Origin of the sequence: Cryobacterium adonitolivorans (assembly GCF_004402695.1) — a bacterium.
GTDB classification, from domain to species: domain Bacteria; phylum Actinomycetota; class Actinomycetes; order Actinomycetales; family Microbacteriaceae; genus Cryobacterium; species Cryobacterium adonitolivorans.
The window spans coordinates 23,826-42,647 of the sequence record NZ_SOFL01000002.1 but is presented as its reverse complement, the minus strand read 5'-3'; the positions used below and the strand labels follow the sequence as shown (position 1 = coordinate 42,647).

The following is an 18,822-nucleotide window of genomic DNA, read 5'->3' as shown; positions in this document are numbered from 1 at the left end:
GCATCCAAACACAGAACGGGTCGACTCATGAATATCTGGGACATTTTCGCGTACTTCTTCTGGACCTTTGTGTTCATCTCCTACCTAATGGTGCTGTTCTCCGTCATCGGGGACGTGATGCGCGATCGCTCACTCAACGGGTGGGCAAAAGCCGCCTGGATGCTCTTCCTCATCTTCGTACCGTTCCTCACCGCGCTGATTTACCTGATCGCCCGTGGAGGCGGTATGGGGGAACGCCAGGGAGAAGCGGTACGCGAGGCGCAGACAGAGACAGACAAGTACATTCGCGATGTCGCCGGCGCAAGCTCATCACCCGCCGATGACATCGCAAAGGCCAAGGCTCTCCTGGACGCCGGAACGATCAACCAGAGCGAATTCGACGGGCTGAAGAGCCAGGCGCTGTCAGCGCGTCCGACACCCGTAGCCGTCTAATCCGCTTCCGAGCGGCTGCGGCGCCACCGAGGCCCTCGAGTCTCGGTGGCGCCCGGCTGTGTCACGTCATGCCGGGGGGATGATGTCGCCGGGGGTAGTCGTGGCTACTTTGACCTCATGTCAGATTCGACGAACGAAGCCCTTCTGTGACGGGTAGAAGAGCTGGAGATCGAGAACACCCGGCTTCGCCTCCGAGCCGAAACGGTGCCCTCCCCCGAATCCGAAGAGCTCGGCCTGCGCGAGAGCACCGGCGGGCGGAAACGGCGTCGAGCGGGCTGGACGGTGCTGGCGACACTGCTGATCGTAATTGGGGCGATCCTTGCCCCTGTCGCCGTGGTCGCTTCCTGGGCGAAGATTGCGCTCGTCGACACAGATCGATTCGTCGCCACCTACGCTCCCCTCATTGACGACCCTGCCATTCAGAGTTACATCACGGACCAGACGTTGGCAGTGATCAATGAACAGGTCGACGTGCCCCAACTCACCAGTAACGCGATCGACGGCGTAATCTCACTCAAAGCAGCGCTACTCGCGCAGGGCATTGAGCTGGCCAGCCAAATCCCTGCAATTGACCGAACAATCGTCGTTACGCAGGCAGAGTCACTGCCGTCGATCCAGGTGGCCTACGGACTCGCCATCGCGGCCGGGGCGTGGTTACCGTGGATCGCGCTGCTGCTCCTCGCGGCGGGTGTCATCGTCGCGCGCCGACGCGCGGTAGCGCTCATTTGGGCTGCTGTGGCGCTTGCCCTGGCAATGGCACTCACCGTCGCCGCGATCGCCGTCGGCAATATTCTGCTCACCACGTCAGTCAGCTCGGCGGCGATCCCGCCGGACGTAGCCTCTTTGCTCTACGAGACCCTTTCCGATGACGTTCGCACAACATCCGTGGCCGTGCTCGTATTAGCACTGGTCGTAGCGGTAGTGGCCTGGCTGGCTGGACCCTTCACTTTGCCGCGTCGATTGCGAGGGCTTGCTCGCGACTGGGCGGGTCGTATCCGCCTGGCAGCGGAGCGCCGCGGTTTGACCACGGGGAAAGTGGGACGGTGGATGTATACCCAGCGGGTGTTGCTCAACGTCGTAGTGGCCGTCGTTGCCGCCACGGTTGTGCTCTTCGTACGGCCGTTGACTCCAGCGCTGACGATGTGGACTCTGGTCATCGCCGCGTTGGTCATCGGCCTCCTCGAAGTGCTGCAACGGCCGCTGGAAACGCCGGCAAATCCCGTACTGATGACCGCGCAACCCTAATTTCGGGCAGGAACCCACCCCGACAACGAGATCGTCCTGGGGTATGACGACGCGGCCCTGGCATCCGCGGCGTCGTCCGGCAGGATCACCGTCGACGTCTGAAGGTGCCTGGCAGAACTAGCCTCACAGTTGACGTTCCTTGGTGCCGTCCAGGCCCGCCACGCAAATTCGCTCTTAAACGTCTCATGGTTGACCGGATCACTCACGTCCTTCATCCAGGGTGGGTGACGCGCGCGGTGCTGTGGCGCGTCAGCCTTGACATGCTGGAGGGCGACTCCCCCGGGCGGAGGTCAAGAATGGTAATCGCGCTGCTCGTCGTTCTCGGCGTCGACCTCGCCGTGCTGCTGGCTTTCCTCGTGGTGGTGCTCGCCCGCAGACGATGGGTAATGAGCCAGCCTGGAGCTTTCCGTGGCGTGATCCGGGTAGTCGGCGGAGACATCCACGGTCTGCGTCCGAAGTGGAGTCGCGGGTACGGTCGCTGGGTCCGCGACGTATTCGTGTGGACCAAGGCACCCTTCCTCTTCCGCAACGAACTGCTTGAGGCCGACGGCTTGAACCAGGAACGACCCGCCCGTCCGAATGAGGTGAAACGGCTCGGCGAGGAGCCCGTCGTCATACAGGTCAGGGCGAGTGGGGCAACGGTCGAACTTGCCGCCAACGCTGATGCCCGCGAACAGCTCCTCGGTCCTTACCGCAAGCCCGTCGGCACCATGGGCAGTGCGTAGTCAGACCAGCATCTCCCACCTCTCGGCCGCCATCCGGTTTCGTTCGACCTGAGGCGCTCTTCCCTGAGGATCATTGGCGATGGATCTGCCGGCGTGCTCGAGGGCCTCCGTCGGCCTGCACATTGTCGCCGTATTGGCCGGCGTAACGACTGCCGAGCGGGCCGGCCGACACCCCGTGCAGGATCACGCTCAGAAAGACCGTGAACGCCACAACCGATACCGCTTTACCGACAATTTCGGATTGTCCGAGTTCTTCGACCGCGAGGAGCGCGAACACCACAGAGGCCAAGCCACGCGGCCCGAACCACCCCATGAACAGCACTGTCGCCTTGTCTTGCCGAGCTCCGAGAAGGGCCAGTGCGACGGGGAGAAGACGCACAAGGGTCAGACTCACGGCCGCGTAGACCAGGGTCGATCCGCTGGAGTACTCGAACGCGATTGGTACGAGCGCGGCACCGAAGATGAACCACACCCCGAATGAGAGCACCTCCCCGACCAGTTCCGGGAGTTCACCGACCTTGTCTCGGTCGCTCATGTCACGCGGCAACGCGGCGCCGAAGGCGATGCCGGCGACGAAAGCGGCGATGAAACCATTGCCGCCGAGCGTCACCGCGAGGGCGAAGCTGCTGAGCGGAACGGTCAAGGCGGCCAGTCGCCGACCACCGGAAAGCATCCAGCGGCGCCGAGATCCGAGGGCGATGAGCTTGGCGCTGCCCAGCCCGATCACAGCGCCGACCAGGATGCCGATGCCCAGCTCGAGCAGAGGCCCGATGACGGTGTCGGCGTGGTCGCTGTCGGTCGCGCCGAGTTGGCCCGCGGCAACCGAGAGCATGAACACGACTACCGGGGTGACGATGCCGTCATTGAGGCCGCTTTCAACGTTGAGCGCGAGGCGGACCCGCAGCGGAATCCGTGCGTCGTTGATCACTTGTGCGCTGAGGGCCGCGTCGGTTGGGGCGAGGGCCGCGCCGATGAATCCCGCGAGTGCCCAGGTGAAGTCATCGAACAACAGGGCCGCAGCGAGCGAGCCGAGAAGCACCGACAGCGGAAGCCCGATGCCGAGTAGCCGTCCGGGCACTCGAAGATTTCGGCGGAGTGAGGCCATGTCCACCCGGGCGGCATCGGAAAACAGGAGCAAGGCGAGCGTCACTTCGGCCAGAAGATGCACTTGCGGAGCCTCAACATCGACGGGTAGCGCGCCCCAGCTGGGGTTCGCGATTAGGAAACCGGCCACGGTGAACACCAGCGGTGCCGTGATGTTCCACCGAGCCAGACGTTCCGAGATGACGGCCCAGCCGAGAATCAGGAGCATCAGCACGCCGAGCGTCGATGCTGTCACGGGTTGTCCTCTCCACGGCCATGGTTCCGGTAGTCCTGGCGCGTCAGCCAAACGTGTTTCTGCTGAATGTATGCCCGCGCCCTCCCGCCTACGTCACCCCGGCGGGATGACCCGCGAGCGAACACCGGGCTGGGAGCTCATCCGGGAACGAACCATCCCGGCAGGGTGACGCGTCTGCGTGGTCATCCGTGATCTATGAAGTCCAGGAGCACTGTAGAGACCTACGATGACGGACGGCCTTTCACTGGAGCCCCAGGTCCAGAAACTGACCCCCGTCGGGGCAGCGGTCCGGTCCGGCGGCAACGTGCCGGAATGGTAGGCCATCCGTGTTTTCGCCGCCCACCTAGCGAGAGCCTGCTCGAACACGTCCGCATTTCGCAGCCTGGGCGCGTGTCCTTTGGCAGCGGTATAGCGAGCGTGCTTGTCGCAGTTCGCCCGCCAGGCGTCTTCTCTGGGCTGGAAGCTGAATTCCGGAATGCACAGCAGCCGACGCACCTGATAGGAGCACAGCCGCCCCGCGGCGAAACTTGGGCGCTGGGAACGAACAGTGTTGCAGCGCTGCTTCTCTTCGACGGAGATCGCGCCCTCAGGAAACGTCTGACGAGACCGGCGGACCACCCCTACAAACCTGACCGTCGAAGGTCGGCGCGCTACCGCCCGAGTGGGCAAAATCCCAGCTTTCAGGACAATATGTCGCGCGCTAAAACGCAAAAATGCGTCGATCGCACACTCTCACCTCAACACTCGCGGCCGAACAAGGCCATGAGAAGCACCCAAACAAGAAATCGCCCCTGAGCACCCTGAAGGTTTTGGCCTTAATTTAGTCGTTGCCGAATGTGTCCGAAAACCCGCGGATTCCCTTGTGTTTACAGGGAACCGGGCGGTTCGCTGCCTCCAATTGTAGGCCATCGTTTTGGGTCAAATAGAGATGAATTAGATGGGTAAATGATGGCCTTGTGAACCGCCTTGGGCGGTCCCATGGACGGTGCTGGCGATCGGTCGTGCACTCGGGGGCCGCGGTCTGGTTCGCATCAGGGACGGCGCTATACACTGGGCGCGATTTAGGGCGTCGATCAGAAACGGACCCGGCAATCGACTGAGAGTGGTGCAACGAACGTGGGGCACCCATCAAAGGAGAGCAACGAGATGAGACCACTCCGATATTCGATCAACGTCACGCTCGACGGCTGCTGCCATCACGAGGCAGGACTCCCCCCGGACGAGGGGTCGATGCGCTACTGGACCGCTCAGCTGGAGCGAGCCGATGCCCTGCTATTCGGCCGGGTGACTTACGAGATGATGGCGTCGGCGTGGCAGAAGCCGGCCACGGGCACGTGGCCCGACTGGATGGAGGACTGGCAGAAACCGTTCGCCGAGACTATCGACCGGGCGAAGAAGTACGTCGTGTCGAGCACGCTGAGCGGGGTCGATTGGAATGCCGAGCTGGTGCGAGGGAACTTGGCGCAAGCGGTTCAGCGGCTCAAGCAGGAGTCAGGCGAGGGCCTGTGGGTCGGTGGCGTGACCCTCCCCCTGGCCTTGGCAGATTTGGGGTTGATCGACGAGTACGAATTCCTGGTGCAGCCGGTCCTTGCCGGACACGGGCCGACGTTGCTTGCCGGTTTGCGAGAGCGCATCCAGCTCGAACTCGTGGACCGCCAAGAATTCCGGTCGGGGGCAGTCGCCGTGCGATACCGACCTAAGCGAGTTACGGCTTGACATTCAGGTCGTCATTCCGGAACGCTCCGACCCGGTCGCCAACCGGAAACGCCGCGGTCGAAACGGGGGCCGCCCGGTCGACCTCGACAAAGAGGCCTACAAGCGCCGAAACATCATCGAGCGTTCGTTCAACACCCTTAAGCAGTGGCGCGGACTCGCCACCCGCTACGACGAACTCGCACTCACCTACCGAGGCGGAGCTGTACTGAGCGCCATCATCGTCTGGTTACAAGAATTAGGAAGCACGCCCTAGGCGCTCTGTCTGGGCGTGGTCCTCCGCTGTCCTGATGATGATCGACCAGGGCGAGCCGTCAAGCTCCGACAACATGGCCGCATTTTGCCAGACGTACAGCCACAGGCCGCACATGGCCTCGTCGACTGCGGCCGGAGACTTCAGATAGTGATTGCAGATCGCAAACGTCGGAACACACAACTGATCGTAGATCAGGCCGAACGCGGCCTGACTGCCCGAAGCCATGCTCAGCATCAGCTTCTGCTGATCGGATGCCTCGGGCAATGACGTCACCACACTATTTCGCTTCGAACACCAGCATCGGATATCGCTGCACTACACAGAGGACCTCCGCTGCTGGAATGCCCGGGTTCGCGGCAGGCGAGGGGCAAAGGGTTGTGACCGGTCGATCTACACTCGATGCCTGTTGAGATGCCATCCCCACACCACCCGCCGCCGGCCCACTCCGGCCCGACTCTTGCCGCAGAAACCACACCCCTTAGAGGGACATGACCAAGGAACATTCGAACTGTGTTCTGAATCATCTGGATTGGCCTCGACTATTCATAATTTTTCCGGCGATATCGCTCAATCGCTTGTCCGTCTTTCGCGCATGAGCGCGCAAGATTGAGAACGCGGCGTCCATGGGCACTCCATACTGCTGAGCGAGGACCCCTTTGGCTCGTTCTATCGTCACCCGAGCGTCGAGCGCTCGGTACAGTTCTTCGTTGAGGTTGGTTGTGGCGGCTCGGACAAGGGCCTCGATCGACACCGCATCTTCATCGCTCAGTGGGCCGAGCTGCTCCGAAAAAAGAATCAGTCCCCCGAGGATTTGGCCGCGGTGGCGCAGGGGGACGGCGTGAGCAGCGTGGAAACCACGGTCTTCGGCAAGGGCAGCGAAGGCAGGCCAGTCGAGCCTGGAGGCGGCGATGCTTGGCACGTCCACCGTTTCACCGGTACGAAATGCCACCACGCAAGGTCCTTGCTCAGAACCCAGCTGCGCTTCCTCCACGTCACTGGTTCTCTCGCTGGTAGAGGCGACGACGTGAAGATGCTGATTGTGATCAGCGAGCAAAATGCCAGCCTCGACACCAGAGGTGAGCGAGGTGGCGCTCCGCACCAAGAGGTCAAAAGTGTCGATGGCTTCGTACCCCGGTTTCGAAGTGTCCGCGAGTGCGCTAGTCACCTCGACTAAAACCTTCCCGCCGTTGGGCATACTCATTTGGCGAACGCTAGGCATGACACGGACGCTCTATACTTTTTTCGCCGCAACCTTAAACCAATAGGCGCACGCCCAGCGATGAGGGCATCGTGCCCGCCTGGTCGGGCCCAGCTGAAGCCCGCCAGATGGGCCAAGCCGAGGCCGGATTTCTGACCCGTGCGTAACGCTGATAACCGGATCCGTCTGCGCCGTCGCGTCGGCCAGCACTCCGGTGCCCTCGGGCGAGTCGTCGTCGACGATGAGGACGCCAACGGCGCCGGTCGTGCGCACGCCCTACTACAGCAGCAATTCGCCGCGTCCTCGGTTGGATCGGCAGAAGTCGTGTTCCTGGATGCGACATCGGTGCCTAGGCAAAGCCGACTATCAAGCATTTATGCTCCTCGGATCGCTGCGGACAAACCGCTGCCGAGGGCTGGAGCAACAATTAGACCCTACGGCGGAGAACGCCTATGAGTCAATTTTCGTCGTAATCAAGGACACAACCATTTCGCCGTTCCGGATTCAGGCGCGTGAGGCGGCGGCTGGTGATCTCTCAGCCGACGCGGCGGATCCGCGCGACGAGCTGAGTGGCGGTGTTCGTCCAAGCGACGACATCCTCGAGGATCGTTGAGTCCAACGCCCGACGTTTCCGAGTTGCCTCTTTGGGCCATTTCTGCGAGTTCGAGTAGCCTAATCGCACCGTTGTAAACCAAACGGGTGAGGTAGGACGCATTGACGTGGTTTTCAAGACTCGTCGCATCGCGCCTCGACGTGCGGTCGACGTGATGCCTGACAGCAAGAAAGTCGTCGTCGTTGATGCCACGGATCTGTGCTTGCCGTTCATAGACGAGCTTGGCGTCACCGGTGTGTCCATCGCCGTTTTCAGCCCGACGGGCGGCCAATCCACCATCTGCTCGAGTGATGCGGTCGCCGCGCGTATCGATGAATTGCAGTTCGACCTTGGCGAAGGCCCGCAGTGGGCCACACTCAAAACCGGTACCCCGACGCTCGTCCCCGATGTTTGCACAGGCACCCATGATCGCTGGCCGATTTTTGCAGCTTCGATTGGGGCGCTCGACGTAGGCGCACTCTTCGCGTTTCCTTTGCTTATGGGAGCAGTTACTATAGGCACCGTCGGGTTATACCGGCGGACTGCAGGCGCCTTGAGCCCGCAGCACATGGAGATCGCCGTGACCCTAGCGTCGGCCTTGTCGGATGTTGCCGTGAGCCACGCCATCGCGGGTGCCGACGATGAGGGCGCTTTAGAGTCGGCGATGACCCCGGCCATGAGGCGCGAGGTTCATCAGGCAACAGGGATGATCCTGGTGCAACTGGATACCACCGCGACCATCGCCTATTCGCGCCTGCAGGCCTACGCGTTTGCCAACGGTCGAACCGTTCAAGACGTCGCCCGTGACGTCGTCAGTAGGCAGTTGAGCTTCAGATTTCTCCCCAAATAAATTCCGCTTCACCCACTTCTGAGAAATGAGCAAGCCATGGCTGACTTCACGCGAGAGTCGAAGCTGAATAGAGCGTTCGTCAAACTTGCCGACACCCTTACGGACGATTTCGACGTCGTTGATCTTCTCCAAACCCTGGTGGAGCAATGTTCGGAAATTCTCGACACCCAGGCTGCGGGTCTCATGCTTCTTGATGGTTTAGGCGAGTTGCAGCTAGTGGCGTCGACCAGTGAAGAAGCGACTCTCATAGAGGTTATGCAACTGAACGCGGGGGCCGGACCGTGTGTCGAATGCTTTACAACCGGGCAGCCGGTTGCCGTTGGCGATATCCAGCGTTCCGGGGATCGGTGGCCTGCCTTTCGTCTAGAGGCGATGCGACAGGGGTTCAAATCCGTGCACGCGACGCCAATGCGTCTCCGCGGTCAAGTGCTCGGTGCCATGAACATGTTCAGCATTCACGTGGGTGAACTTGTCGCCGCCGATGTCGCTGTTGCGCAGGCCTTGGCCGACGTTGCCACCATCGGGCTGCTGCAGGAGCGAGGAAGCAGAGAGAAGACTCTCGTCGCAGCGCAGTTGCAACACGCCCTCAACTCCCGAATTCTGATCGAGCAAGCCAAGGGCGTCGTATCGGAAAGCGCTGAGCTGACCATGCACGAAGCATTCGCGGCTTTGCGGAAGCATGCGCGCGACCACAACCTCACGCTCACCACCGTGGCCACCGCAGTTATCGACCGCAGCATCGATTTGGGAAGCCGCGTCGGGGCGAAAGGCGAAGCCGCCTCACGCGCCTGAATCCGGAACGGCGAAATGCTTGTGTCCTTGATGACGACGAAAATTGACTCATAGGCATTCTCCGCCGTAGGGTCTAATTGTTGCTCCAGCCCTCGGCAGCGGTTTATCCGCAGCGATCCGAGGAGCATAAATGCTTGATAGTCGGCTTTACCTAGACACCGATGTCGCATCCAGGAACACGACTTCTGCCGACCCAACAGAAGACGCGGCGAACTACTGCTGCAGTCACGGCATGCCAACCACTCAGGTTTCGGCTTATGGTTGGCTGGTTTGGGGAACTCTTCGGCTGCGTAGGGTCACGCACGTGACATCACGGGCAGAATCTGGATCCGCCCGGCTGGTGAGCGCATGACCGCGATCACTACTGTGCGAGTTTCGACGAATGGTTTCGATCACCGGCCGGCGCTGCCGCACTCTGCCACGCGCGCCCTGGCCGGCGAGGACGTGATGTCACTCCACGACGTTGGCACGCTGCAACTTGAGAGAAACACTGATGGTGTTCTTGTCAACTACGCCGTCGCGGGAAACGAAGCTGCCTTTGCGATCCTGGTGCGCCGGCATCGACCACTGATGCGCTGTTGCGCTGTGCGGCTACTCGGCTCCAATGCTGAAGCCGACGACGTCGTGCAGGAGTCGTGTATTACCGCTTGGCAAAAGCTATCGACATTGCAGAACGGCAATTGTTTGAAATCCTGGTTGATGCGGGTCGTGCGGAACAAGAGCATGGATCGGCTGCGAATGCGGTCTTCGTCTACTTTCCCGCTTGACGACAACACACCCGAGACCCTCCACATCGGGCCTTTTCAGTTTGTTGAATCGATCTTGCAGTCCCCTGAGCGCTGCCGGGCGGTGCAGGATCAGCTGGCCTTCGATAGTCGGGATAGGCGCGGCCGAGCGGTGCCCCATCGACCGGGTCTCGCCCCAGGCCGATCAGTCTCTGCAGCTGGGCCTCCGTGACCTCGACGCCCTCGAGGACAGGACCCGAGCCGAGGCCCGGCAGACCGCTTCCCATCCATCGACCCGGCGGGCTGCCCTTCGCACTGTAGTAACGGGTCAACGGCGTGGACAGCGAACGCTGACCGTCGCCGGCCGCGACGGTGCGCAGCAAATACTTGTAGCCATTGCCGGCGCTCATCACCCGCATCGACACCGTCACCACGGCCTCCTCCGCTTTCACGTAGAAGGTGTGCCGCCTCGATCTGCAAGAGGCGTGGCAATTCGCGGGCCAGCCTTCGTTCGGCTAGACAATCCGCCAATAGTCAGGTACCTGGCTAGATCCCGCAGGATGAATGTTCGCGCGACTCGCTGGGTCGAGCAAGCCGCTTTGGACACTAAAGATGTCTGCACGGATTGCCGAAGAGTCAATGATGTAGGCGTGCCCCATGGTTGAGAAATTCACCGTGCTCGTCTCGATCGTATCGATATTGCGAGCCGTAACTACGGGCGGCATAAGGCCTGCACGATGCACCCCTCGATGAGTGACCAAGGAGGCCAGGAGCGCCGTGTCGGAGTCCGAAGCGTAGAGCGTCGTCTTCGTTCCCGCACGCGCATAAATGTTCGCGTGGTGGAGAAACTCCGGCTGATCAACGTCGGGTGCGCCGAGGTAGAGGTTCCGTAGCGGAATCTTGTCAGGAGGTGACCCACCAAACCAATCGACTAGAGATCGCAACAATAAGCGATTGCCGAGAGAGTGCACTACGAGATCGATGTGCTCGAGCCCGGCACGCGTCGATAGCGTGACGAGGAAGTCAATGAGTTGTTGGCGGCTTTGTTGGACCACCCGCTCATCGTGACCGTAGGCATTCGCACGCCCTTTTGAGGCCCATGTGAACATTGCAGTGGGGCCCCGGTGCTTGACATGCAAAGAAAATTCAGCGGCGTTAGTTGCTGCATCAGTGAAGCTGGTTGCGAAACCATGAATAAAGACGAGACCAGTGCGCTCGCTGGGTGCTTGAGCCGTTTCGCTCCCGAACGCGCTCAAGAACTCGTCTGGACCGTCGAAACGATAATAGCTTTCCACTCGCGATCCACCACGTGGAGCGCCTCGCCGCAGCCATTTGGAAGCGAAGGGACGTATACCCCCCGAGATCCTTTTAATCCTAGGGATATTGACCTGACAGACGCCGTAGAAGAGCTCGCCTGCGGCCAGTCGATTCGAGTAGGTGCTGTTCAAGTCTTGCTTCGAAGTTGGCTCGCGATTCGTTCCAAACCAAACCCGAATCCGCCTCGCGTCGTCGTAGGGTTCCGCGAGGTCTAGCATCGTCCATTCCGGAACCGGCGCCGCGGATACCTCACTCGGCACCGACATCTCATACTTCGGCTGGAGACTCAAAGTCGAGGCCAGCCGGAACCTGATCGAGTCAAGTGCGCCCGCATCTGTCGCCCGGATCTTCTTCTCCACGGCGAGTAGCGACGGAAGCGCAGTTGACGGCACGGGGCCGAGATCAATCGGAGTTTCGGGAGCAGCGAAGGTAATTAGCGACGCCCACAGCCGATCCGCACGAGCGGCCTCCACGTCGATGAAGAAGCCGATGGCGTTACCGATCTCGTTGGCAAGCTTCCAAATCTGTTCCCAAGGACCTCCAATTTCGACGCTGGCTTCGATCCGTCGTCTGCACTCTCTCACGATGTCGCCCACATCACCGGAATCCGCTGAGAGCCGCCGCGTCGCGATCCCGATGCTGGCGAGGGATGCAGCCGAAGCACTCATCTCGCTGTCGGGATCCTCGAAGTCATTGAGGACACGCCAGACGTCCAGCACCGCAATGCCCACGGCGACCTTTGCAGGTGAGGCCCGCTGACGCATCATGGCAATGCGCAAATACTCCCTTAGCTCCCGCGCCGTAGTCACGAGGTCAGATTCGAAAGCGGAGCGACGATCTGACGCAGGTGCGTCAATCAAAGAGCTCACTTCAGCAAGGCTGTACGCCAAGACCAACCCCCGAGTCGCGTCTGTAGGCCGTGCGCTTAGGCGCGCGTGGTCTCTTTCACACCATAACGCAGAGGCTTAGCGACGAAACGAATTGGATCTCATTGGGTTTGCCCGTTGCTGAGCGAAACTTGTGGAGGCGCACAGGAAGACACATCTGGTAGGTGCGTTTGACTCCGAAGCCCGGCTGTTCGACTCTTCAAACACAGCGCTGTGGGTCACTTTGCGGAGCGATATCGCACTCTACAATCCCCGATCATCAATCCAAATGTTCGACCGGGACGGGCCTCAAACCTAGTGCGTCAGCGAACGATCCTGTCTCAATGACCTCGAACGTAAGTGCCACCTGCTGATCGATGAGGACAAGCAAATTCATGACATCGTGTCGCACGCCGCGGTTTTCCACTGTAATGGCCACTGGTAGACGCATTCTGCTTGATGCCTCTGCGATGGGAGCATCCGTGCGTACCTCGAATATAGGATCCCCATCAGACGCCGGCTCGGACGACGCGAGCCACGTCCACGGATCTCCCTCAAGGTGTTCCAGGATCGATTCGCCGCTTTCTAGCGCGATCGCATACTCCACCTGACGCTTGTCCCTAACAGACACTGCTGCGCGAATGAGCCCTTTGTGTTTGTCGGCGATATCCAGCTCGTGCAGGTGGAGAAAGATCCCTTCACTCACTGGCTCAACGCCGTAAGGCTGCACGGAATGCATCCGCTCCAGAACGTCTTCCGGCACTGAACTCAACGATCCTCTCGCTTGCGCAAGCCACGCCGCGCGTGTTGTGGTGATCGGAAAGTAAATTTTGCGTTCGTTCGTTGCACTCGGTTTGTTACCCTCCAGATGCGCCATCTCCCAGGCAAGAGCGTCAAGGGCCGTGCGATAGTTGTGGAGAATATCCGCCAGGAGCAAAGACCACTCGAAGACTGGCGCGGCGTTCGGCAGGCGTGCGCGATAGACCACCGACATACGGTCCTCGGAGATTTCCGCGATCAGGCCCCGGGGGACACTAGTCGACCACAGTTCAATTCTTGAGTTAAGCTCCGAGACGAGTTGGCGAGCACGACTCCATTTGAGCTGCGGCCAGAGCGAGTAGTCGATTCCTGGGGAAAGCTGTCGCGGGTTAGCCATGCCACTTAGTCTGGCCGACTTCAACACCTTCCAGCCCCGAACCATGCCGATCAAGATGTCGAGTCGCACGTGCAGGTTCCTAAATGTCGTGGACTTCTTTCCAAACGTAAAGGCGCCCCCTAAGCACTTCACTCCTAGGAGTGGCGAATAGAGCAACGATGGAGGCGGCTCCCCGCCAACGGTTACGATGATGCTATTGCGGCAGTGCAACTACAACAACGATCGTTACTCGGAAATCAACTGCCGTGAATTGAGGGCAAATGAGTCACACTGTCGCCATTCTCCTCGGTGCCGGGAGCTCCTTCGACGCGGGACTCCCGCTCACGAACGAGCTTGCGAAGCGTTTGGTGGAAGATGTAAATCGACAGTCAGGTGAGGTTCACGACGTAACCAAGGCATTGAACTTTGTGTACGGGGCAATGGTCAATCATGCGAGTCAGCAAGGGCGGAATCCGCTTGACGCAGTAAACGTCGAACGGCTCTTCTCGGCGGTTCGACTATTGCGCAGTCGTTTCGACCACGAGGCCGCCCCATTCGTGACGAATTGGAATCAGGCCATTTCAAACATCGATCGTCCTCGCTCTCCGTACTCCGACCGTGACTTGATGGAGGTCATCAATTCAAATCTGGGAAGTCGGTCTCGCGGCGGTGACCTTACGCGGATGATTCAATCGATCGCCTATCCCAGGGCTGGGAGCGCATCCAACAACGTCTTCGCGAAGCTCAACGATGCGTTGATCCTGCGAACATGCCGCATCCTAAACGACCTCAAGTCGGTCGAGTACTTGCAGCCACTCGCGGATCTCGCGACCTCCCAAAAGGGAGGCCTGACAATCGCGACCCTGAATTACGACTTAACGATCGAGACCTTCGCGAAGCAAGCGGGAGTGCCTGTCACGACGGGTATCGAGGGGTGGGAAGTGGGTGCGAAAACCCTCTCTCGTCCCGTCGACGGCCAGATCAACCTGCTCAAGTTGCATGGATCGATAAATTGGTGCTGGACCAGGTCAGAGGGACGGCCCACCGACTTCCGTCGGATCTCCGCAAAGAGTATTAAGGAGATTGACGATCCAGTGTTGAATAGGTCGCCGGTCATGGTGATCGGTGATCGCGAGAAACTGGAGACGGAGGGCCCCACGATAGCCCTCTTGACGGCATTTGAGCGATCCCTCGACAACATCGACCGTCTAGTCGTGGTCGGCTATTCATTCGCCGATGACCATGTCAACCGGATTGTGACCGGCTGGCTGAACGGCGGCGGGCACCGAAAGTTAGTGGTGTTGGACCCCGGCTGGCCAGCAGGCAACAATTTCCCGAGTGGAGACTACCGTGCGCAGCTGCACCGCTTAGCGACGTCTAAGGCGGGCGGACCTAACAATGGTGATTGGCCTGTGCGCGTATCGGTGATTCGGAAATCGGCGGCCGACGGGCTCGCAGCAGCCCTCGTCGAAGACCCAGAAGCTCCAGTGATCGCCGTTCAAGCAGTAATCTGCCACGCTGAATCTGGCCAGAGCATTCTGCGCCTGACCAATAGAGGAGCATCACTTTCGCAAATCACGCTCACGGTTGCTGGCTCCAGCTACTCAAGCTTCGGGCAGGGGCAGGGGCAGGCGATCCAGTGGTTAGACGGTCCTGGTTCAATGCCAGATGATCGCGGGACTATGGCTACAGCAGCAGAGTTTAATGAGTTCCCGAGCGGTGGCGTCCTCAGCGTGGCCGTTCGGCCAGCACCAGGATCTACTAGTGGTTTTGGATACATCTCGCTTCGCGGTTGGAACACTATTGAGAGTTTTGACCAGACATTTGAGTTTCTATTCCCCGAGAGCTAGCTCCCTCCTGTGTAAGGAGGCGGCAAATTCAAGCTAACCTCACACCACCTGCAACAAGTCTCATCAACCTCCGCCGAGCTTTCTGAAGGACTCCCGTTGCGTAATCGTTCGCTGCAAACTAGGTGGCAACGCCTTATCTGCACTTGGTCCTGAACCAAGAAAATGCGTCTCTCAACCCTTCTGAGATAGCATCAGGGGAGGTCGATGACGCTCGTTTGCGAGTACCGCGTCGGCATCTTAATCGTTGACCGGACCAGTCCCTTCGTGGCAGGTCCATCAGGGATCACATCAGCTGTACTACGTTCCCGCTCCCCGGCGTTGCCCAGGAAGATGTCGATGACATCGATACGACTGACCGTTTGTCCTCGTCGCTTGGAGGCTAGGTCCTCCGCACACAGTCGCGACTCCAACGAACGAAAGTAGGTCGGCGAAGCCGATGTCGGGGATCACCGTCGTACCCAATACGATTGTCATCGCATCGCCGTTCGGAACCCTTAGATCCGGTGATCATTGAATCTTGATGCCTTAGGCGATGCACAACCCGCAGCCTTTGACGAAGTATTCAGCTTCGGGATCAACGTCTCGTGCCCCCGACACCTGGCACGGACGTGACTTGAACCATCCACGCCGCGACCCGGCGCTCGTCGAGGTCGTCCACTGACGCGAGCTCCACACCCCGGGTTGACTTACCCATTCCTGTCGGCGTCACCGGCGGTATGGGTTCGAGCGCTGCGCCGTTGATGAACATGAGCTTGACGTGGCCGGCGAAACCGCCACAGCTAAAGCACCATCCGTCGCCGACGCCGTAGTACGCCATGCCCCACTTCACGGAGCGCTCGAGGTCGGGCAGTGTGTCGGCCGCCAGCGCGTCGACCGCCTCGGCGATAGCGCGCTGCGGCTGCGGGAGGCTGGCGATGTAGGCGAAGACAGGCTTATCGCCGACCGCCGCTTTCGCGGGGCTCGCCCGGCCTGTCATGGCTTCCGGCAGCGTCCAGCCGGGATCGCCCTGGGCCGTGCCCGCGGCCTGACCTTCGCTCTTCCCGGTCTCCTTACCGTCCATGGCGAGATGGTAGTCCTTCTGCTTCGCGGGTGGGGCGATTGTGCGCGATGGATTGTCGGCGCACTATGGACAGCGACGAGCGGACTGGCCAGCTGTATTGACGCCTCGTCTCTGCGAATTCGGCGGTGTCGGTCCCGGCGGTGAGCCCTGGTTCACCGAAAACGGGACGCTTCCGACGCTTACCTCATCGACGTGCTCACGCTCTTCCTGCCGCCGCAGGCCCTCGGCTACTGCCGCCTTCGTTGATGACATCACAACGCACGGAGTACTAGAGATGCAACGCTCGTTCACGGTCCCCCTCCAGCCTTGCTGCCTGCTCGACGAGTCGGTACCCTTCTACGAAGTTCTGGGGGCGATGTAATGACCGGAGAACGGACCTACCCGGTGCTCCCTTGCGCCGATTTGGACGACGCACTCGAGTTCTATACCGCGCTCGGATTCATCGTCACGTTTAAGCAGCACCGCCCCTATGCCTGCGCGGTCGTGGAGCTGGACGACATCGCGATCCACCTGTTCGCCATGGACAGCTTCGACCCGGCGACCTCGTACGGCAGCGCCATCATCACCGTCGCAGAACCCGGTGAGCACCACGAGGCGTTCAAAGCCGGACTGCGGGAACGATACGGCAAGGTCCCCATCAAGGGCATCCCGCGCCTACTCCCCCCGCGGCGCAAGGCCGGCACCGCGACCGGGTTCTCGGTCGTGGATGTCGGCGGCAACTGGCTGCGCTTTTACCGGCACGGATCGTCCGAAGACGACCCGGTAGAGCGGCGCTCCGGCCTCCTCCGGGTGATCGACGTCGCCGCCCGGCAGGGCGACTCGCGCGGCGACGAAGCCCAGGCGATCACGGTCCTTGACGCAGGTCTCGCTCGCTACTCCGACGCGCCGCCGATCGAGGTGTTCGAGGCGCTGCTCTACCGCGCGGAACTCAGAGCGAGAATGGGAGCGGACGCGGCCCCCGACCTGGCCGCCGCAAGGGAGCTGCTCGCCGAGCATCAGCTCGGCGCGGAGGCAGAGCGGGCGCTGACCCTCGCGGTCGAGGCCGAATTCACGACGGAACAACAGAGTGAGATACGCGAATTGGGCGAAGACGGGGAGCACGTCCAATAAGAATGTCAGCCCCACAGGATGACTGCCCAAGAAGTTGCGGGCGTCCTTCCGCTTTCCGGGATGCAACGATTGCAAACGCTCGATCCTCGGCGCAAAATGGAAGGTAGACCTTAGAAACCCTGCACGTTGGATCGACGACCTGATTCTCGGGCATTCGTTAAAACTCCAGATGGGACGGTCGGGCCACCGTGGCACAACCGTGAACGGTGGTTATCTCTCGCCAACGCCGGTGCTGTGGACCGAAGCGAAGATTCCCTGCGGAAGGGCAAAACCCCAGATGGCACGGTGCCGCCGCGGTGGCGGCACCGTGAGAAGACAGCCTCCATCGCGAACGCACAGTCGCGATAGCTGCGGCGCTCGGCCCACAGATGCAGGTCGAAGAGGCGAAAGCCCAGATGGCATGGTGCTGCCACCGTGGCAGCACCGTGTTCAGTCTTCATCCTTTGCAAACGCCCTATCGAGGAGCGCGGCGGTGGCCGGGTTCACGAGTTCGCTGCGTTGGATGTAATGCATGACTGTGACCCTGGTGTCAGTGTGGCCGAGCAGTTCCGCGGCGAGTTCAACGCTGGCGTTGGTGTTGACCGCGGTCGCTACGGTGCGGCGGAACATGTGCGGGGTCACCCCGTTGATGCCCGCACCCTCGAGCACCTGCCGCAACTGCCGGCGCACGTTGCCCGTGGTCAGCGGGGTGCCGTCCCGGGACTGGAACAGCAGGTCATCCAAGCCCATGCTCCCGACCGTGGCGAGCCGGCGGCGGACCGCGTCGGCGGTGAAGGTGGGGATGGCGACGACGCGGGTGGACTTGGCGGTTTTGGGGTGGTCTTGCCGGAAGGTTTGCTCGCCCTTGCGGCTGACGATGGTGCCGGCCAGGCGGATGGACGGCACCGGGCTGGTGATGTCGACGTCCCGGCGGCGGATGGCGAGGACCTCGCCGATCCGGGCCGAGGTGCCGAGCATCACCTCGATCATCGCGCCGAGCTGCCCGTCAGGTTTGGGGCCAGACGTGTGATTGACGGCGCTCTCCCACTCGGCAATCGCGGCGCGGATCACGTTGACCTCCGGGGCCATCAGCGCGGCGGGGACGTGCGGCTCGCGGTGCAGGCGGGACACGTGGTCCATGGGGTTGCGCGGCAGGACTTCGTGCCGCACCGCCAGCTCCAGGGCGAGCCGCAGCACAACCCGGGCCTGCTTGGCGCGATTGTAGGAGATCTTCGCGAGCTGCTTGATGAACTTGTCGCACCGGGCCACCCCGATCTCCCGCAAGGCCAGGTGGTCGAAGGCCGGTGAGACGAGGGTGCGCATGTTGCGCTCGTAGAGGTTGCGGGTGGTCCGGGAGATCCGGTCCTCCAGGTCGATGTCCTCCAACCAGTACGTCACCAGGTCACGGAAGAGGCTGTCCGGCGACAAGCTCGTGTCGGCGGGTTGGAACAGGTCCCGGTCGGCGAGCTTGGCCTTCAGCGCCCGTTCGGCGGCCTTGGCGGTGGCGCCGGTGCCTTGCACCAGGCGTGCGTGGCCGTCCCAGTCTCGGTAGCGAGTTCGCGCCTCGTAGCGTCCGTTCGGCATCTGGCGGGTGCTGATGTCGCCGAAGGTGCCGATCGTCAATCGCTGCCGGGGCAT

Annotated in this window: 18 protein-coding genes and 1 pseudogene; 11 read left to right on the top strand and 8 right to left on the bottom strand. The window is 61.2% G+C overall.

The genetic code is table 11. The features are described 5' to 3' along the window. The first annotated feature begins 27 nt into the window (after positions 1–27). The 3 genes from E3O42_RS00465 (at position 28) to E3O42_RS00455 (ending at position 2,402) form a co-directional block, all read left to right on the top strand. Positions 28–432, top strand: a complete 405-nt coding sequence (locus tag E3O42_RS00465; protein WP_134451984.1) for a PLD nuclease N-terminal domain-containing protein — start codon at positions 28–30, stop codon at positions 430–432. Between the two features lie 204 nt (positions 433–636). Continuing rightward, entirely contained in the window at positions 637–1,677 is a 1,041-nt protein-coding gene (locus E3O42_RS00460) for a hypothetical protein (protein ID WP_241984540.1), read from the top strand. A gap of 296 nt (positions 1,678–1,973) precedes the next feature. Continuing rightward, entirely contained in the window at positions 1,974–2,402 is a 429-nt protein-coding gene (locus tag E3O42_RS00455) for a DUF2550 family protein (protein ID WP_166787845.1), read from the top strand. A gap of 70 nt (positions 2,403–2,472) precedes the next feature. Here the strand turns inward: E3O42_RS00455 and E3O42_RS00450 are convergent, their stop codons facing one another. Continuing rightward, entirely contained in the window at positions 2,473–3,741 is a 1,269-nt protein-coding gene (locus tag E3O42_RS00450) for a cation:proton antiporter (protein WP_134451982.1), read from the bottom strand. A gap of 1,146 nt (positions 3,742–4,887) precedes the next feature. Here E3O42_RS00450 and E3O42_RS00445 point away from each other — a divergent pair. Beyond that, positions 4,888–5,457, top strand: a complete 570-nt coding sequence (locus tag E3O42_RS00445; RefSeq protein ID WP_134451981.1) for a dihydrofolate reductase family protein — start codon at positions 4,888–4,890, stop codon at positions 5,455–5,457. Continuing rightward, a complete protein-coding gene (locus tag E3O42_RS18680; RefSeq protein ID WP_134451980.1) occupies positions 5,354–5,710 on the top strand; it encodes a transposase in 357 nt (118 codons plus the stop codon). The genes E3O42_RS00445 and E3O42_RS18680 overlap by 104 nt, the downstream gene beginning before the upstream one ends. On the opposite strand, the gene E3O42_RS00435 is transcribed toward E3O42_RS18680, so the two are convergent. Next, positions 5,693–5,983 carry a hypothetical protein gene (locus E3O42_RS00435; RefSeq protein ID WP_206751219.1) on the bottom strand — a complete coding sequence of 97 codons (291 nt, stop codon included), beginning with the start codon at positions 5,981–5,983 and terminating at the stop codon, positions 5,693–5,695. The two genes, E3O42_RS18680 and E3O42_RS00435, sit on opposite strands and share 18 nt — an antisense overlap. A 247-nt stretch (positions 5,984–6,230) precedes the next feature. After that, positions 6,231–6,911 carry a GAF and ANTAR domain-containing protein gene (locus E3O42_RS00430; protein WP_166787844.1) on the bottom strand — a complete coding sequence of 227 codons (681 nt, stop codon included), beginning with the start codon at positions 6,909–6,911 and terminating at the stop codon, positions 6,231–6,233. A gap of 373 nt (positions 6,912–7,284) precedes the next feature. On the opposite strand from E3O42_RS00430, the gene E3O42_RS00425 reads away from it, so the two are divergent. The 4 genes from E3O42_RS00425 (at position 7,285) to E3O42_RS18345 (ending at position 10,099) form a co-directional block, all read left to right on the top strand. Beyond that, on the top strand, positions 7,285–7,521 hold the full coding sequence (locus E3O42_RS00425; protein ID WP_134451977.1) for a hypothetical protein: 237 nt from the start codon (positions 7,285–7,287) through the stop codon (positions 7,519–7,521). Between the two features lie 106 nt (positions 7,522–7,627). Beyond that, positions 7,628–8,350: a GAF and ANTAR domain-containing protein gene (locus E3O42_RS00420; RefSeq protein WP_134451976.1), complete on the top strand. Its 723-nt coding sequence runs from the start codon at positions 7,628–7,630 to the stop codon at positions 8,348–8,350. A 36-nt stretch (positions 8,351–8,386) separates the two neighbouring features. After that, a complete protein-coding gene (locus tag E3O42_RS00415) occupies positions 8,387–9,142 on the top strand; it encodes a GAF and ANTAR domain-containing protein (protein WP_134451975.1) in 756 nt (251 codons plus the stop codon). A gap of 348 nt (positions 9,143–9,490) precedes the next feature. Then, positions 9,491–10,099 carry an RNA polymerase sigma factor gene (locus E3O42_RS18345; RefSeq protein ID WP_134451974.1) on the top strand — a complete coding sequence of 203 codons (609 nt, stop codon included), beginning with the start codon at positions 9,491–9,493 and terminating at the stop codon, positions 10,097–10,099. Here E3O42_RS18345 and E3O42_RS00405 read toward each other — a convergent pair. The 3 genes and pseudogenes from E3O42_RS00405 to E3O42_RS00395 all read right to left on the bottom strand — a co-directional run. Continuing rightward, a pseudogene (locus E3O42_RS00405) lies at positions 10,011–10,298 on the bottom strand (relaxase domain-containing protein); the annotation flags it as partial. The gene E3O42_RS18345 and the pseudogene E3O42_RS00405 overlap by 89 nt on opposite strands. Positions 10,299–10,382: 84 nt before the next feature. Next, complete coding sequence (locus E3O42_RS00400; protein WP_134451973.1) at positions 10,383–11,993, bottom strand: alpha/beta hydrolase; 1,611 nt, start codon at positions 11,991–11,993, stop codon at positions 10,383–10,385. Between the two features lie 337 nt (positions 11,994–12,330). Beyond that, entirely contained in the window at positions 12,331–13,275 is a 945-nt protein-coding gene (locus E3O42_RS00395) for a hypothetical protein (protein WP_134451972.1), read from the bottom strand. 191 nt (positions 13,276–13,466) lie between these two features. On the opposite strand from E3O42_RS00395, the gene E3O42_RS00390 reads away from it, so the two are divergent. Beyond that, on the top strand, positions 13,467–15,035 hold the full coding sequence (locus tag E3O42_RS00390; protein WP_134451971.1) for an SIR2 family protein: 1,569 nt from the start codon (positions 13,467–13,469) through the stop codon (positions 15,033–15,035). Positions 15,036–15,609: 574 nt separating this feature from the next. Here E3O42_RS00390 and E3O42_RS00385 read toward each other — a convergent pair. Next, entirely contained in the window at positions 15,610–16,095 is a 486-nt protein-coding gene (locus tag E3O42_RS00385; RefSeq protein WP_241984539.1) for a DUF1801 domain-containing protein, read from the bottom strand. 360 nt (positions 16,096–16,455) lie between these two features. Between E3O42_RS00385 and E3O42_RS00380 the strand changes: the two genes are divergently transcribed. Beyond that, positions 16,456–17,205 carry a VOC family protein gene (locus E3O42_RS00380; protein ID WP_134451970.1) on the top strand — a complete coding sequence of 250 codons (750 nt, stop codon included), beginning with the start codon at positions 16,456–16,458 and terminating at the stop codon, positions 17,203–17,205. Positions 17,206–17,634: 429 nt separating this feature from the next. On the opposite strand, the gene E3O42_RS00375 is transcribed toward E3O42_RS00380, so the two are convergent. Further along, positions 17,635–18,822 carry a tyrosine-type recombinase/integrase gene (locus E3O42_RS00375; RefSeq protein ID WP_134451969.1) on the bottom strand — a complete coding sequence of 396 codons (1,188 nt, stop codon included), beginning with the start codon at positions 18,820–18,822 and terminating at the stop codon, positions 17,635–17,637.

Bases quoted from the DNA above. Each gene is read 5' to 3' on its own strand.
- E3O42_RS00465 (WP_134451984.1), top strand. From the start codon at position 28: ATGAATATCTGGGACATTTTCGCGTACTTCTTCTGGACCTTTGTGTTC.
- E3O42_RS00455 (WP_166787845.1), top strand. From the start codon at position 1,974: ATGGTAATCGCGCTGCTCGTCGTTCTCGGCGTCGACCTCGCCGTGCTG.
- E3O42_RS00445 (WP_134451981.1), top strand. From the start codon at position 4,888: ATGAGACCACTCCGATATTCGATCAACGTCACGCTCGACGGCTGCTGC.
- E3O42_RS00430 (WP_166787844.1), bottom strand. From the start codon at position 6,911: ATGAGTATGCCCAACGGCGGGAAGGTTTTAGTCGAGGTGACTAGCGCA.
- E3O42_RS00425 (WP_134451977.1), top strand. From the start codon at position 7,285: ATGCTCCTCGGATCGCTGCGGACAAACCGCTGCCGAGGGCTGGAGCAA.
- E3O42_RS00415 (WP_134451975.1), top strand. From the start codon at position 8,387: ATGGCTGACTTCACGCGAGAGTCGAAGCTGAATAGAGCGTTCGTCAAA.
- E3O42_RS18345 (WP_134451974.1), top strand. From the start codon at position 9,491: ATGACCGCGATCACTACTGTGCGAGTTTCGACGAATGGTTTCGATCAC.
- E3O42_RS00390 (WP_134451971.1), top strand. From the start codon at position 13,467: ATGAGTCACACTGTCGCCATTCTCCTCGGTGCCGGGAGCTCCTTCGAC.
- E3O42_RS00385 (WP_241984539.1), bottom strand. From the start codon at position 16,095: ATGGACGGTAAGGAGACCGGGAAGAGCGAAGGTCAGGCCGCGGGCACG.
- E3O42_RS00380 (WP_134451970.1), top strand. From the start codon at position 16,456: ATGACCGGAGAACGGACCTACCCGGTGCTCCCTTGCGCCGATTTGGAC.
- E3O42_RS00375 (WP_134451969.1), bottom strand. From the start codon at position 18,822: ATGCCCCGGCAGCGATTGACGATCGGCACCTTCGGCGACATCAGCACC.